The organism is Singulisphaera photorubra (assembly GCF_045290345.1).
Taxonomy (GTDB): domain Bacteria; phylum Planctomycetota; class Planctomycetia; order Isosphaerales; family Isosphaeraceae; genus Singulisphaera.
This window is the reverse complement of sequence record NZ_CP155447.1, coordinates 8,423,074-8,438,699: the sequence shown is the minus strand read 5'-3', so window position 1 is coordinate 8,438,699 and position 15,626 is coordinate 8,423,074. Positions and strand designations below refer to the sequence as shown.

General features: G+C 62.2%; 9 protein-coding genes and 1 pseudogene. 4 read left to right on the top strand and 6 right to left on the bottom strand.

Features of this window, described 5'->3' with window-relative positions; all coding sequences use genetic code 11:
- Nucleotides 1-81: 81 nt before the first annotated feature.
- The 5 genes from V5E97_RS31735 to V5E97_RS31715 form a co-directional block, all read right to left on the bottom strand.
- Nucleotides 82-912 carry a TIM barrel protein gene (locus V5E97_RS31735; RefSeq protein WP_406695557.1) on the bottom strand — a complete coding sequence of 277 codons (831 nt, stop codon included), beginning with the start codon at nucleotides 910-912 and terminating at the stop codon, nucleotides 82-84.
- 60 nt (nucleotides 913-972) lie between these two features.
- Nucleotides 973-1,755 (bottom strand): SDR family oxidoreductase, encoded by a 783-nt coding sequence (locus V5E97_RS31730; protein ID WP_406695556.1) that lies wholly within the window; start codon nucleotides 1,753-1,755, stop codon nucleotides 973-975.
- A 66-nt stretch (nucleotides 1,756-1,821) separates the two neighbouring features.
- A complete protein-coding gene (locus V5E97_RS31725; RefSeq protein ID WP_406695555.1) occupies nucleotides 1,822-3,123 on the bottom strand; it encodes a tagaturonate epimerase family protein in 1,302 nt (433 codons plus the stop codon).
- 197 nt (nucleotides 3,124-3,320) lie between these two features.
- Nucleotides 3,321-4,337 (bottom strand): zinc-binding alcohol dehydrogenase family protein, encoded by a 1,017-nt coding sequence (locus V5E97_RS31720; RefSeq protein WP_406695554.1) that lies wholly within the window; start codon nucleotides 4,335-4,337, stop codon nucleotides 3,321-3,323.
- Between the two features lie 127 nt (nucleotides 4,338-4,464).
- Nucleotides 4,465-5,418, bottom strand: a complete 954-nt coding sequence (locus V5E97_RS31715; protein ID WP_406695553.1) for an aldo/keto reductase — start codon at nucleotides 5,416-5,418, stop codon at nucleotides 4,465-4,467.
- A 427-nt stretch (nucleotides 5,419-5,845) separates the two neighbouring features.
- On the opposite strand from V5E97_RS31715, the gene V5E97_RS31710 reads away from it, so the two are divergent.
- Nucleotides 5,846-10,198, top strand: coding sequence for a PVC-type heme-binding CxxCH protein (locus V5E97_RS31710; RefSeq protein WP_406695552.1), 4,353 nt, complete (start codon nucleotides 5,846-5,848; stop codon nucleotides 10,196-10,198).
- 62 nt (nucleotides 10,199-10,260) lie between these two features.
- Here V5E97_RS31710 and nadA read toward each other — a convergent pair whose 3' ends face one another.
- Nucleotides 10,261-11,214 (bottom strand): quinolinate synthase NadA, encoded by a 954-nt coding sequence (gene nadA, locus V5E97_RS31705; RefSeq protein WP_406695551.1) that lies wholly within the window; start codon nucleotides 11,212-11,214, stop codon nucleotides 10,261-10,263.
- A gap of 446 nt (nucleotides 11,215-11,660) precedes the next feature.
- On the opposite strand from nadA, the gene V5E97_RS31700 reads away from it, so the two are divergent.
- The 3 genes and pseudogenes from V5E97_RS31700 to V5E97_RS31690 all read left to right on the top strand — a co-directional run bounded on the left by V5E97_RS31700 (nucleotide 11,661) and on the right by V5E97_RS31690 (nucleotide 15,541).
- Nucleotides 11,661-11,984 (top strand): hypothetical protein, encoded by a 324-nt coding sequence (locus V5E97_RS31700; RefSeq protein ID WP_406695550.1) that lies wholly within the window; start codon nucleotides 11,661-11,663, stop codon nucleotides 11,982-11,984.
- Nucleotides 11,985-12,217: 233 nt separating this feature from the next.
- Nucleotides 12,218-12,968, top strand: a pseudogene (locus tag V5E97_RS31695) (IS5 family transposase).
- 386 nt (nucleotides 12,969-13,354) lie between these two features.
- Complete coding sequence (locus V5E97_RS31690; protein ID WP_406695549.1) at nucleotides 13,355-15,541, top strand: cellulose binding domain-containing protein; 2,187 nt, start codon at nucleotides 13,355-13,357, stop codon at nucleotides 15,539-15,541.
- Nucleotides 15,542-15,626: the final 85 nt, after the last annotated feature.

Genomic DNA, 15,626 nt, shown 5'->3' with positions numbered 1-15,626 from the left:
TAGCAATGAGCCCGCGAACAATAGCCGGGGACGGACACGAGCGGGGGCGGGGCACTGGTTGGGAATCACAGGAAGCGAAGATCAAGCCCCGTCGGTACGGAAGTACTGGCGGAAGGTCTGCATCGTTCGTTCGGCGGCCGAGTCGGAATCAGGGTAGGGGAATGCCTCAGCGGAGGCATACCCTTGGTACTCGATTTCCTCGAGCGCCGCGACGATCGGTGTGTAGTCAATATGGCCGAGCCCGGCGGGGCGGCGGTTGGAATCCACAAAGTGAACGTGGCCAATGCCCCCTCGCCCCGCGCGAATGGCGGCGGGAAGGTCAGCCTCCTCAATATTCATATGAAACAGGTCGGCCAGCAGCACCACGTTCCGGGTCGAGAGTGAACGGAGTATGGCCATACCCGCTTCGACCGTATTGGCCATGTTCGTCTCGTACCGATTGAGTGGTTCGTAGACCAACGGGACGCCATAATTCTTGGCATGTTCGCCCAGCTCTTCGAGGGCGTCCGCAAGGTAGCCGGCGGCGGTCGGAGGATCGACGCCGTCGCCGCTCCGACCTTGCATCGAGCCGATGATCGCCGGGGCATTGAACCGACCTGCGAAATCGATGGTCGCCCGGATGAAGTCGCGGGCTCGGGACCGAACCGACGACTCGGGATGCACGAGGGTCAGGCGGTGCTTCACCCAGCCCGCTCCCGTGCCGACCGCCGCGAGTGTCAGCCCGTGCCCCTCGAGTAGGGTCCGAAGCGTCACCGGCTCCACCTCATCGGGGCCAGGCGGAAAGATCTCGACCGCGTCGAAGCCAAGCTCGCTCGCCTTGCGGCAGGCCGCCGCAAGGTCATCCCAGAATACGAACGGGCCGCCCCGGGCCTCGGGAACAAGACTGATGGTGACGGCCGATCGAATCGCCATAAAAGTGGATCCCAGATCGTAAAGATCGTTGAGGCAATCAGCAGCCCGAGCGCTGCGCCGTCAGAGCCGCATGGCGGTGAAGCCGCCATCGACGTAGTAGGTCGCCCCGGTGATGAACGAACCGGCGTTCCGGGAGAGGAGGAGGAGGGTCGCTCCGACGAGTTCGTGCGGTTCGCCGAACCGGGCCATCGGCGTTTGCTTCATGATGGTTTCCGTGCGCGCGGCGTCAAGGATCTTGCGGTTCTGCTCGGCTGGGAAGAAGCCGGGGCTCAACGCATTGACCCGGACGCCCGAAGGGGCCAGCTCCCGGGCGACATTCTGCGTGAGGTTGACCACAGCCGCTTTGGCAGCCGAGTAGGCGAACACGCGAGAGAGCGGCAGGTGAGCCGAGACGCTCGCGATATTCAGGATCGATCCTCCGCCCGCCGAGGCCATCTGCCCACCGAAGATCTGGCAGCCCCAGTGAACCGCTTTGAGATTGCTCTGGATGACGCGATCCCAATCCTCATCCTTCGCCTCGAGGTAGGCGCTGGCGCTGTTGACCCCCGCGCCATTGATGAGCATGTCGACCCGCCCGTCGGTCGTGAGCACGTGATCGAGAAGCGTCTGGATCGAGTCGCGATGGGTGACGTCGACCGGTGCGAAACTGGCCCGGCCGCCGGCCGACTTGATCGACCCGACCCGCTCAGCCCCTTTCTCGGAATCACGTCCGGCGACGACGACCTTCGCGCCGGCCTTCGCCAACCCCTCGGCCAGCGCACCGCCCAGAACTCCCGTACCGCCGATGACCACGGCCACCTGCCCTGAGAGGCCAAACAACTGCTCGACAAAACTCTGGGTCATCGCCCCTCTTCCTCTCAAAGAAATCGACTCGATTCCAAGTCGCCGGTTCGCCCTCGCCTTATCGTCTCACATTCCAAGGCGAAGTGCGTCCAGGTGACGGCTGAAGTGGTCGGCAAGCACCTCGGCATAAGTGTCGGGGTGCTGCTCCAAGGTCGCTCGAACCGCCGGCCCAAGCGTCGGGTCAGTCAAGGTGGACCCGAACGTGCAATGCAAAATCTGCCGCCCTGGACGGGTAAATCCAACCCCGGCCGGCACCTCCGCCCACGATTCCAGGTAGAGACGTTCCAATTCCGCCGCCTCGGTAACCTCTGATGCCGGAGGAGCCGAGCGGAGGGTCGCTGAGACATGATAGGTCGCCCGGTCGGTCTCGTAGCGTCCGCGGGCAAACTCGATGATCCGGCGGAACAAGGAGAGATCATGCCGAGCGACGACCCGAAGCGCCTCCAGATAGCTCGTGCCGGCCGTCTTCACATGAAAGCAGCCACGCGTCGCCCGAGCCAGAGCCGCGTACATGGAGAGTTTGTCGGAACCGGAGTGAAGGCTCAACTTGTACGGACCGAGCAGCGCGGCAATCGCGGCATGGTCGCGGAGCGAGTGCTCGAGCGCGGCGACATCCCCCTTGTAATCGACCCCTTTCTCCAACTCGCCAATATACCGGGGGGCCAGGCTGATCAGTTTCATTCCCCGCTTGAGGCACTGATCGGCGACAATGAAGTGCTCGGCCAGGGTGGTCGGTTGCTCGGTCTCATCGACGCTCAATTCGATCTCATAGTCCCGCCCCGCCTGGTCGTGAACCCGCGCAATGTGCTCCGCGATCCGAACCGCCTGATTCAAGGCTCGACCGTACTTCACGGCCGCGCGCAGACAGGCCTCTTCATTCAACGGAACCACGGTTCCCGTGGCAAGCCCAACTGACTTCCCTTGATAACTTCTGACCCAATCCACCTCACCGGCGATTGCGGCAAACCGCGTGCGGAGTGTCGCCTCATCATAATCGTCGGCATGGGCGTCCACGCTGTCCGAGGGATCGATCGTGAAAAAGGTGAAGCCGACGGCGGCCGTCGCATCGACGTCCTCCGTCGTCTTCAGGTGGTCCGCATCGGCTCCGGTGCGCCCGTTCCAGCCCGCCGCCTCCATCCCCCCCAGCGCATCGTTCATCACGCGGAGCGGGGTCCGCCCCGTGCGAGCCATCTCCCGGATCGATTGCTGGGGGAAGATCGGTTGGATCCCGGCGCCTGAGCGACGCATCGCCTCGACGTGGCCCGGTGTCGCCAGCCCGATGCGGTCGCCGAAGCCAAAACTCGGTTCGAGCCCCAAGGTCACGCAAGCCGAAGGTTTGGCCTGCTCGGTCGTCCGCTGCTGCGTCATCAGTCGAAGGCTCCAGGATCGCGAGGTTCGCACGCCTTATTCTTTATCAAGGCGGTGGGAATCGAATTGTCCGCCGGCCCCATCAGATTGCCGGGGCAACGCGCAAGTGTGCCCCAAAGACGATGTCCCCGCTCGCTGGGGCCCACTGCGCTTTGCCTCAAAATTCTGGGCCGGCCGTTCTCAAAGAGTGATCAAAGTCAGATTTCAACGATCGCCTTGATGACGCCCGTCTCGGCCTTCGTGAAGGACGGGAAGAGGCTGGGCAGCTCGTCGAACGCGGCGCGATGAGTAATCCAGGGCTTCGTATCGATCATGCCCTCCTCAATGAGCCCGATGATCCGCCGGAAATCGGCCGGCAGCGCGTTCCGGGAGCAGAGCAACGTGCCCTCGGGCTTGTGAAACAGAGCATGCTTGAAGTGAACCTCTTCGGTCGTGATCCCGACAAAAACGAGCCGGCCCCCGGGTGCGATCAGCCCGAAAGCGCTCGACATGGAAGCGCTATTGCCGGTCGCGTCGATCACCACGTCGGGCAGATGGCCGTCGGTCAGATCGCGAAGGTCTTTTTCGAGGTTTTCGGAATTCTTGACGGTGTGCTCGACTCCCATCACGCGGCGGCAAAAGTCGAGCCGGTGCTGGTTCACATCCAGGACGATGGTCTTCGCGCCGGTCAGCTTGACGAACTCCAAGGTCGAAAGCCCGATCGGGCCGGCGCCGATGATCAGGACCGACTCATCGCTCAAGGGTGCGGCTCGATTGACCGCGTGGCAGCCGATCGCCAGGGTCTCGACGATGGCAAGCTGATCGAAGGTCAATGACGTCGACGGATGAAGCTTTCGCGCCGGGAGGAGGAACTCCGGTCGCAGACCGCCATCCCGGTGAACGCCGAGCACCTGGAGGTTTTCACAGCAGTTGGGATGCCCACGGCGACTCGCATAGCTATTCGGATCGTTGATATAGGGCTCGACCGAACAGTGGTCGCCCGGCTTGACCTGGGTGACTCCTTCACCGATGGCGAGCACTTCCACACCTAGCTCATGCCCTGGAATTCGAGGATAACTGAAGAAGGGCATCTTCCCCAGGTAGCCGCTGATGTCGGTTCCGCACACGCCCACGCGATGAACCCGCACCAGCGCTTCGCCCGGCCCGGGATTGCCCGGCGAATCAATCTCAACGCGCTTGAGGTTCTTGGGGGATTCCAACAACAGGGCTTTCATCGAAGTTTCTCCACGAGTGCGCCGATGGCCGAATTGGCCGGGGCTCCGTCATCGGATCCGTTCTGAAAAGCACGACTGTTCGTCTTATCACTTCACTTCGCATTACATCACTTCAGACTGCGCTGAATCAGTTCCCGGAGACTGGTCGAGGATCGTTGTTCTCCGGCCGCCCCTCCGTATAAAACCAGTTGTGAATCGGGCGGAGGATCGCCAGGACTTCGCTCAAGAGTTGCGGGTCCAGCGGTGTCTGAGCCCACTCGACCCAGCTCTTGACGTTTTCCGGATTCGCGGACCCGACGATACAAGTCGCCATATCTTCATTCGCGATCGAGAACTGGAGAGCGAGCTGAGCGATATCGACGCCGCGTGCCGCACAGTGCTCGGCGGCTTGGCGGCAGAGGGCGCGGACCTCCGGGGTGGCCTTGTGCCAGGGCGGCAAGGGCGCATTGGTCAGGAGCCGCGCCGAGAAAGGAGCGGCGTTCATGATGCCGACCCCTTTGGCTTGCAGGTAAGGGAGCAAGTCGGCGAGCATCGTATTCTGAAGCGTGTAGTGGTTGTACGAGAGGATCACGTCGAGCTCGGCGCGGTCGAGGATCGCCTTGAAGATCGCCATCGGATAGCCGCTGACGCCGACGAACCGCACTTTGCCTTGTGCCTGGAGGCGGCGGAGAGCCGGCAGCGTCTCCTCAAGAATCTGCGAGAGCTCGACGAACTCGATATCGTGACAGAGCACGATGTCGAGATGATCCACCTTCATGCGCTCGAGGCTCACGTCAACACTCTCCACCACGCGACGGGCGGAAAAGTCAAAGTGCCCGGGCGCATAGCGTCCGAGCTTCGTGCCCAGGATGTACCGGTCGCGGGGAATCTCGCGGAGCGCCACGCCAAGCATGCATTCGCTCATCCCCCGGCCGTAGTACGGGGACGTGTCGATGAAGTTCATCCCCAGGTCGAGCGCCACCTGAACCGATCGGATCGCCTGATTGAGATCAACCGGCCGAAACTCCTGTCCCAGTGAGGAGGCACCGAAGCTGAGCTGGGACAATTCGAGGCCGGTCCGGCCCAGAGGTCGGAAAATCATGACGCACGGTCCCCTGGCATCGCACGAACAGCCATAGTCATACGCGAGAGATGACCGCAATCGTATCGAATCGGGACGCAAGGTCCATGACCTTGCCCCAGAAAGTCCATTTGAGGGTGAGGGGGGACATGATCTCCTCTCTCACTTTTGCTTCATCGCCGGGATTTTGGGTGATAGTCGCAAGCAGCCAGTGATTTCGAGTTCCCCGTTCGCCGAGAAAACGTCAAGCCTCTATGAACCGGAGGGAGCTTACGCTCCCTGCTCACCTTTCCCGTTGTCTGTGACACCCTGCGAAGTTCCAACCGCAATCAACGGCCTCGTCCCTTGTGGCACCATGCGCAATTCACCTAAGATTCTTTGCATCAGAATCGCCATCGTCGTGCCTTCTTCCTTTGAAGCCCATCTTGCGTGGCTCGGAGACCTCGTCATGAGAGCAATGGCGAAGCAGGCAATCGTCGCCTGGACTGTTGCGGCCCTCAGTCTGGCCGTTGCGCCACTCGTCGAGGCGGCCGAACCGCTTCGAGTTCTCTTCCTGGGCGATCAGGGGCATCATCGCCCGGCGGACCGGTTTCATCAGATCGAACCCGTCTTGCGGCCTCGCGGAATCGAGCTGACGTGCAGTGAGAACGTCGACGACCTGAATCCGAAGACCTTGGCCGGTTACAAGGCCGTTCTGCTCTATGCCAATATCGACAAGATCGGGGACGATCAGGAGCGGGCCCTGCTCGACTACGTGAACGGCGGGGGCGGGTTCGTTCCGATTCACTGCGCCTCGTACTGCTTCCGGAATTCCGACAAGGTCACAAGGCTGATCGGTGCGCAGTTCCTTCGGCACGGGACCGGGGTCATGCGCGACACGATCGCCGAGCCCGACCATCCGCTCATGAAAGGCTATCGCGGCTTCGAGAGTTGGGACGAGACCTACGTCCACCACAAACACAACGCCGAAGGGCGGACCGTTCTCGCCTACCATGAGGACGATCAAGGGCGCGAGCCTTGGACCTGGGTGAGAACGCAAGGCAAGGGACGCGTTTTCTACACAGCCTGGGGCCATGACGAACGCACCTGGGGCCACCCTGGCTTTGAGAATCTGCTCGAACGCGGGATCCGCTGGGCCGCGGCGACCGACCCGGCGGTCGCGGGCACGTTCGCCGATCGATCCGCCCCTCCGCTGCCGACGATGAGCCCCAAGCACCAGAACGTGAAGCCATTCGCGTATGATGAGGCCAAGATCGCTTTCTATCCACCGGGGGGAACCCGACAAGGGGATGGCCTCTGGAACAAGATGCAGCGCCCGGTCGATCCCGCCGAATCGCAAAAGCACATCATCGTCCCCGAAGGTTTCACCGCCGAACTCTTCGCCGCGGAACCGCAGATCGACAAGCCGCTCTGCATGAACTGGGACGAGCGAGGCCGGCTCTGGATCGCTGAGAGCGTCGACTATCCGAACGAACTCAAGCCTGAGGGCCTCGGCCGCGATCGAATCAAGATTTGTGAAGACACCGACGGCGACGGCCGGGCCGACAAGTTCACCGTCTTCGCCGACAAATTGAGCATTCCGACCAGCCTGACCTTCTCCCACGGTGGCCTGATCGTTCATCAGGCGCCCCAGACGCTCTTTCTCAAGGACAATGACGGCGACGACAAGGCGGACGAGCGGCGCGTCTTGTTCGAGGGCTGGAGCACGCGCGACACCCATGCGGGGCCGAGCAACATGCGCTACGGGCTCGACAACTGGATCTGGGGAATGGTCGGCTACTCGGGCTTCTCGGGCAAGGTGGGCGATGAAGCGATCAAGTTCTCGCAAGGCTTCTACCGGTTCAAGCCCGATGGTTCCGCGCTCGAATTCCTCCGGAGCACGAGCAACAACTCGTGGGGCCTCGGCATCAGCGAAGAGGGGCTCGTTTTCGGGTCGACCGCCAATCGAAATCCAAGCATGTATCTGGCGATCCCGAATCGCTATTACGAAGCGGTCCGCGGCTGGTCGTCGAGCGTGCTGGGAATGATCGCCGACACTCACATGTTCAAGGCCGTGACGGACCGGGTCCGCCAGGTTGACCACCACGGCGGTTACACCGCGGGAGCGGGGCACGCGCTCTACACCGCCCGCGCCTATCCCGAATTCTACTGGAACCGGACCGCTTTCGTCGCCGAGCCGACCGGCCATATCGTCGGCACGTTCGTCCTGAACCGGGAAGGCAGCGACTTTCGATCGACCAACCCGGTAAACCTGTTCGCCAGCGACGATGAATGGACCGCCCCGACCATGGCCGAAGTGGGCCCTGATGGCCAGGTCTGGGTGATCGACTGGTACAACTACATCGTGCAGCACAACCCAACCCCAGCCGGGTTCGTGACGGGGCGGGGTGGGGCCTATGAGACCGATCTTCGCGACAAGACGCATGGCCGAATCTACCGCGTCGTGAACCGATCGGCCCCTCCCAAGCCGCCATTTTCGCTGGCAACGGCAACACCACAGCAGCTCGTCGACACGCTCAAGAACAGCAACATGTTTTGGAGAATTCACGCTCAGCGAATCCTTGTTGAACGTGGTGATCGTTACGTCTTGCCCGCCTTGTTCGAGCTTACAGACGACTTGGGAGTGGACGAGATCGGTTTGAATCCGGCGGCCATTCATGCCCTCTGGACAATTCATGGGTTCGGGGCGCTGGACGGTTCCCATCCCGAGGCGAGTGCGGTCGCCATCAAGGCGCTCGGGCATCCGTCGGCCGGCGTGCGGATGAACGCCCTGAAAGTCCTCCCACGGAATCGGCAATCCCTTGAGGCGATCCTGACAAAGCGGCTCCTTGATGATCCCGACGCCCTCGTCAGGCTCAACGCGCTCCTGGCGCTCTCGGAGATGCCCGAATCCTCTGGCGTCGGCAAGGCGGTCGCCGCGTTGCTCCTGAAGCCGGAGAACGCAGGCGACCGCTGGATCCCCGACGCGGCCACGGCTGTCGCGGCGAGGAATGCACTTGGCTTTCTCCAGGCCGTCGCCGAGGTGAAACCCGGCTCGCCCCGACTGCTTGCCGTCACAAGCATCGTCGCAGAGCACTATGCCCGGGGTGGGCCGCTCTTAACTGTCAATACGTTGATCAATTCGTTGGGCGACGCGGATCCCAGCGTCGTCGAGGTCGTCATCGCGAGCCTGGTCAAAGGGTGGCCCAAGGATCGGCCGGCGACGCTCGACGAGACGGCGGAAAAGACGTTCGCCGGAATCTTGCCTCGGATCTCGCCGGGGGCCAAGGGGCAACTCCTTCGCCTGGCGACCGGCTGGGGCAGCCGGCACTTCGAGACCCATGCCACCGAAGTTGGCAACTCTCTGCTGGCGGACGTTCGTGACGAGCGCCAGACGGAGAATCAGCGAATCGCCACCGCGAAGCAATTCGTCGGCTTCCGCCCGGACGACCCTGCCGTGGTGAATTCACTGCTCGAAGTCATCACGCCCCGGACCTCGCCCACACTCGCCAGCGGGATCATCGAGGCCCTGGGAGAGAGCAGGGCGGAGTCGGTCGGGCCGGCCCTGGTCCAGCTCATCGGCCGCCTCACTCCCGCGGCCAAGTCCACCGCGATTGGGGTCTTGCTCCGCCGTCCGGTGGCGACCACCGCGCTTTTGAACGCGATCGAAAAGCAGGAGCTCTCGCTGGGTGATCTGACTCTCGACCAGACCCAGTCGTTGGCCGCCCATCCCGACGTCAAGATCCGCCAGCGTGCGCGTGCCTTGCTCGCCCGCGGCGGGAGTCTGCCGAACGCCGACCGACAAAAAGTAATCGAAGAACTTTCTCCGCTCGTCCTCCGCGGCGGGGACGCGGCCCTCGGTAAGTTGGTCTTCCAGCAGCAGTGCCTCAAGTGCCACACCCATGGCGCCGAGGGGGGAAAGGTCGGGCCCGACCTCACCGGGATGGCCGTCCATCCCAAAGAGGAACTGCTCGTTCACATCCTCGACCCGAGCCGGAGCGTCGAAGGGAACTACCGCCAGTACAACGTGGCAACCACCGATGGCCAGGTCTTCGTGGGCGTCCTGACTTCCGAGACGAAGACCGCGATTGAGCTGGGCGACGCCGAAGGGAAACCCCATGTCATCCTCCGCGCCGATGTCGACGAGTTGCAAGTGTCGCCCAAGTCGATCATGCCTGAAGGCTTCGAGAAGCAGGTGAATCCGGAGGGGATCGCCAACCTGCTCGAGTTTCTCACGCAGCGGGGCAAGTTTCTGCCGCTCGACCTGGCCAAGTCAGCCACCATCGTCAGTACGACGGGGATGTTCTACAGCAAGGACGCCGAAGCTGAGCGTCTGATCTTCGGCGACTGGTCGCCCAAGACCTTCGAGGGGGTGCCGTTCCGGCTCGTCGACCCGCGTGGTGAACGGGTTCCCAACGCCATCATGCTTTTCGGCCCAACGGGCGCCTTTCCGCCCACGATGCCGAAAACCGTCCGCCTCGCCTGCAACGTCCCGGCCAAGGCCATCCACTTACTCAGCGGTGTGAGCGGCTGGGGCTATCCGGGAGGCAGAGCCGGCTCGGTCACGATGATCGTCCGCCTCCACTATGCCGACGGAACGACTGAGGACCATCCCCTCAAAAACGGCCTTCACTTTGCCGACTACATCCGCCGCGTCGACGTCCCCGAGTCGAAATTCGCGTTCCCGCTCCGCGGCCAGCAGATCCGCTACCTGGCAATCACCCCCAGGCGGACCGATGTCATCAGCCAGCTTGAATTCGTCAAGGGACCTGACGGCACCGCGCCGGTCGTGATGGCGGTCACAGTCGAGGACGCGGGTTGAGGTCCCGGACTACGATTTTTGAGGCGGGGAGCTCATGCTCCCCGCCTCCCTTCCAGGAAAAACTACTTCGCCGCCGGATCCAGCAGGCTCCGGCGCAAGACTTCGGCGGCCCGCTCGAACTGGGGTTGCCAGAGGATCTCGGGGCTGCCATTGGCCAGGCAGTCGCGGAGCTTCTCGAGGGTGTTCCGGGCCATATGCGGGCATTTGTTGCAGGCGCACGTCACGCCGGGCACGGGATGATAACGATGGCGCGGGACCTTGGCCTCCAACTGCCAGAGCATGTTGGCCTCGGTGGCCACCAGGAAGTCGGTGGGGGCCTCGTAATTCGCGACGTACTTGATCATCGCCTCGGTTCCCCCGACGAACTCGCTCTGCTCGCGAATGTTCGTCGGACATTCCGGATGCGCGATCGTCAACGACTCCGGAAGCCGCCGCTTCAAGCGGAGAAGGTCCCCCACGCTGAAGACTTCATGCACCATGCATGAGCCATCCCAGAGGATCATCGGCCGGCCGGTCACCTCGACCAGATACTGGCCCAGGTGTCGGTCGGGCACGAAGAGGATCTCGACGTCGTTGGGAACCCGCCGGATAATCTCCTCCGCGTTCCCCGACGTGACGACCCAATCGGAAAGCGCCTTCACCGCGGCCGTGCTATTGATATACGTGACCGTCTGGAACCGGCGTCCCTCGGCACGGAGTTGATTCTGTCGTCGCTCGAGAGCCGGGGCAGGGCAGCTATCGGACAGGCTACAGCCCGCGCCCATGTCGGGAAGCAGAACGCGTTTCTCGGGGTTGAGCATCTTGGCCGTCTCGGCCATGAAATGGACCCCGCAGAACACGATGGTCCGATTGGTGATCTTGGTGGCCTCGCGCGCCAGCTTGAGGCTATCACCCGTGATGTCGGCCAACTCCTGGATCTCGCCGTCCTGATAGTAATGCGCGAGGATCGCGGCGTCCTCGCGAACCTTGAGTGCTTCAATCTCGTCGTAAATATCGACGGCAGTGGTCGTTGGCATCGTGCAGATTCCTTGTTTTTAATGTGGCGCAGGAGTAACCCACTTGGGCGTCAACCGGACGCCCGTCTGATGTCCTTCGTCGCCCCGTATTCCATTGTTCAAGAAATCTTCGGCCGGACAAGAGGAACTCCAGACCAAGCAAAGAGATGCGAGATCTCTCCTTCAAGCCCGAGCACCTCGCAGAGCCTGGGACGTCAGACGGACTGAACTTTGGGGCCCTATCTGACGTAATTAAGATAAGACCTCCGGATCGACCATGAACCGGGGTGACAAGCCGAATCGGCACCGGACTGAAGCTGGCCGAGAGGGAGACTTAGGCGAACTCTATGGCGGAATCGAGAACGAGCTCTGCTCTTTCTCACCATAAGGAGGGGCGCCGAGCGAATACCCCTGCGAAGTGAACGGAAGGACTCCACCGGCCACCGACTCGAAGAAAGGAGGACGTGATGCGAACCGATCGATTGATCCCTAAAGCCGCTTGGCTCTTCTCCCTCCTACTGGGACAGGCATCGCTCCTGTTGGGTCTGATGGTGGCGCTTGGATGGGCCTTTGCCTTCGCCTTACTCATCCCGCAGAAGGGGGCCGGGTGGGTCATCGGATCTCACGCCTCACTCCCAATCGAGCCGCCACTCATCGGGCTGGCTCTTGGTGGACTCGGCTTACTGCTCGCCCCGTGCGGTCATCAGCCGGTGGCCCGATATTCTGTGGCCGGCCTGATTCTTAACACCGTGCCACTCGTGCTGGCGTTGATCCTCATCTTCTTTAGATAAGCCGACACGGCCGCCTCTCTAAAGAAAAAAACGTTGCTTCCGGCCGGTTCCTCCTCAAGGCACCGGCCGGTCTCGTTTTCGAAACCGAGGCATTTTTCCGCTTTCGCTTTGAGTCTCGAATCCGGCGATTGGCTCGCCGGGGCACCAACGTTAGGCCGTGTGGACAATCTCTGCGAGTTCTTCGTAGGAAGGGTAAACAGTTTCGCGTTTTCGCACCCTACGAGCACTCAACCATGCGTCGCCATGAGATCACCGATGAACACTGGGAACGCATCAAAGGCTTCCTGCCCGGCCAGGCGGCCGACCCCGGAGTGACCGCTGCTGATAACCGTCTCTTCGTCAACGCCGTCCTCTGGATCGCCAAGACCGGGGCGCCTTGGCGTGACCTTCCCGAACGCTTCGGGAACTGGAATTCGGTCTGGAGGCGGTTCGATCGCTGGTCCGCCAAGGGCGTCTGGCTACGGATCTTCGAGGAGTTGAAGGACCCCGACTTGGAGTGGCTGATCCTCGACAGCACCGTGATCCGAGCCCACCAGCACGCCGCCGGGGCGGTAAAAAAGGGGGCTCCGATCAGGCGTTGGGGCGATCTCGGGGCGGGTTCGGGACCAAGCTGCACATCGCCGTCGACGGGCTGGGAAACCCCGTCGAGTTCATCCTGACTGGGGCCAGGAAGCGGATATCAACCAAGGCGATGCACTGATCGACGGTCGGGAATTCGACGCGGTGATTGCCGACAAAGGATATGACGGAGATAAATTTGTTGCGGCGATAGAGGCCCGTGGTGCGGCTGCGGTGATCCCACCGAAGAAGAACCGGATTTTCAAGCGAGAGTATGACAAGCATCTTTATAAGGAACGCAACCTGGCGGAGCGGCTTATCAGTCGAATCAAGCAGTACCGTCGTGTTGCGACCCGGTACGATAAGACGGCCCGCAACTTCCTGGGGTTCGTTCATGTGGCTGCAGTCATGGTACTGCTGCTTTAGCCCAAGCTCCGCATTCCACCCAGGATTTGTCCACACGCCCTAATAAAAAGGAACTCCAGACAAATTAGGACGAACCATTCGGTACTCATCCTCGTGAAAGGGTGACGGGCAGCAGGCAAACGCCCGTCACGCTCACCCGCGGAGCGTCATCATCAACCGGGTGTGATTTGTTCACGGAAAGAGGTAACCGAGTGTCTGTTCCACCGAACTGGCCGAGGGGCTTGAGGTTTCGAGCGTTCCCGACCTCCGGGAATGTTCGTCACCGAACCTCGAACCGCCATGTCAGGCCTACCCTCGAAGCGCTGGACCAACGCCTCGTTCCGACGACGGGTGTTTCGGCGAGTTATGCCGTGACCGGGGCATGGACCTCGGGATTTCAAGCGCAGATGAGCCTGAATAACTCCCAGCCCACGAGCGTGGCCGACTGGCGTCTTGAGTTCGACCTCGACGCCAAGATCACCTCGATCTGGGACGCGACGATCGTCAGCCAGACGGGCAACCATTACGTCATCGCAGGTGCGGCCTGGGACAAGACGATTCCGGCCGGAGGCGTGGTCTCATTTGGCTTCGTCGCAAACGCCTCTCATTCCGCCGCGCCAAGTCATGAGGTGCTCAACGGAATTCCTCTGGGCACCCCGCTCCCCGTGGTTCCGGGCCTCTCCATTTCCGACGCCTCCGTCGCGGAAGGGAACACGGGCACAACCGACCTGACATTCGTCGTCAACCTCTCGGAGCCGGCCGCGACCGCGGTTGCCGTCAGCTATACCACGTCAGATGGAACCGCAAAGGGGGGCAGCGACTACCAGACATCCCACGGAACACTGAACTTCGCCCCCGGAGAGACCCGCAAGACAATCAACGTCCGCGTCAACGGCGACCTGCTGGTCGAACCCGACGAGACACTGATCGTTTCTCTGGTCAGCCCAACAGGAGCCACGCTCGTCCGCGACCGGGCGACCGGGACGATCCGCAACGACGACACGCCTCCGCTTCCCCCAGCCAATGGGGACGTGGAGTTCAAAGTGACGAGCGATTGGGTCAGCGGATTCAACGGCGAAGTGGTGGTCCATAACCGAGTCACCACCCCCATGAACGATTGGACCCTCGAGTTCGACTTCGCAGGGCAAATCACCTCGCTCTGGAATGGAGTCCTGGTGAACCGCAACGGCAATCATGTCGTCGTCAAAGGGGCCGACTGGAACAAGACGATCGCCCCAGGCAGCTCGGTCTCGTTCGGGTTCACCGCGTCACCGGGCGGCAACGGGGCTGGGCTCACCAACTTTGTCCTCCAGGGACAATCCACGGGAGGGAGTGGTGGTGGTGGCGCGACAAACCATGCCCCGGTGGCCGTGGCCGACTCGGCATTCACTTCGGCGGGGCAGCCGGTCCCGATCAACGTGCTCAGCAATGACAGCGACCCGGATCGCGACCCAATCTCCCTGACGTCATTTACGCAAAGCCAGAACGGAACCGTGAGCGTCAACGCAGCCGGCACGCTCACCTATACGCCCAAACCGGGCTTCACCGGTCTCGACAGCTTCAGCTATATCGTCTCCGACGGTCGCGGCGGCACCGACACGGCTTCGGTGGCGGTGACAGTCTCCGCACCCGTGGCCCCGTCGATCTGGCCAGCGCAATTCTACGCGCCTTATGTCGACATGGGACTTTATCCGACCTACAATCTGGCCGCCGCCGCCCAAAGCACGGGAGTGAAGTATTTCACACTCGCCTTCATCGTTGCCGACCCGCAAAATCAGCCGAGTTGGGGCGGCTATTCCGAGTACGCCGTGAACGGCGGTGAATTCGATCTCAACATGCGATCACAAGTCGCTGCGGTGCGGGCGCTCGGAGGCGACGTCATGGCCTCGTTCGGAGGCGCCAGCGGTCGAGAGTTGGCCCAGGCCATCACCGATGTGAATGCGCTCACGGCCGCCTATCAAAAGGTCATCGACGCCTACGGCCTGACGCACCTCGACTTCGACATCGAAGGAGCCGCCTCGGCCGATCTCGCGTCGATCCATCGCCGATCGCAGGCGATCGCCAACCTCCAAGCAAACGCCACCGCGGCGGGCAAGACTCTGAATGTCTGGTTCACGCTCCCGGTCCTGCCCACCGGGCTCACCGTCGACGGGGTCAATCTCCTTCAATCCGCCCTGCGGTACGGTGTGCGAATCGACGGCGTGAACATCATGACGATGGACTACGGCGACGGTGCCGCGCCGAACCCCCGGGGACAGATGGGCGAATATGCCATCGACGCCGCCAACAGCCTTTTCAGACAGCTCCAAACGCTCTACGGCTCGTCAAGGACGTCCGCCCAGCTCTGGAGCATGATCGGTGTTACCCCGATGATCGGACTGAACGACGTGACCACCGAGACGTTCGACCAGGAGGACGCCGCCCAGCTCACCGCCTTCGCCGAGCAGCACGGGATGGGACGAATCTCGATCTGGTCGCTCAACCGCGACAAGCAGGCCCCCTCAGGCGCACTCTCCTACGTCGACAGCGGATCAAGCAGCCTCGTTCAGCAGCCGTTCGAATTCTCGAAGATCTTCCTTCCATACCAAGGCTGATCGCGTCGCGGCCGGCCTGGACCAAGTCAAGCCAAGCTCCAGGCCGGCCGCTCCCATCGTCGATCGTGGCCAATCCTCCCCGCTC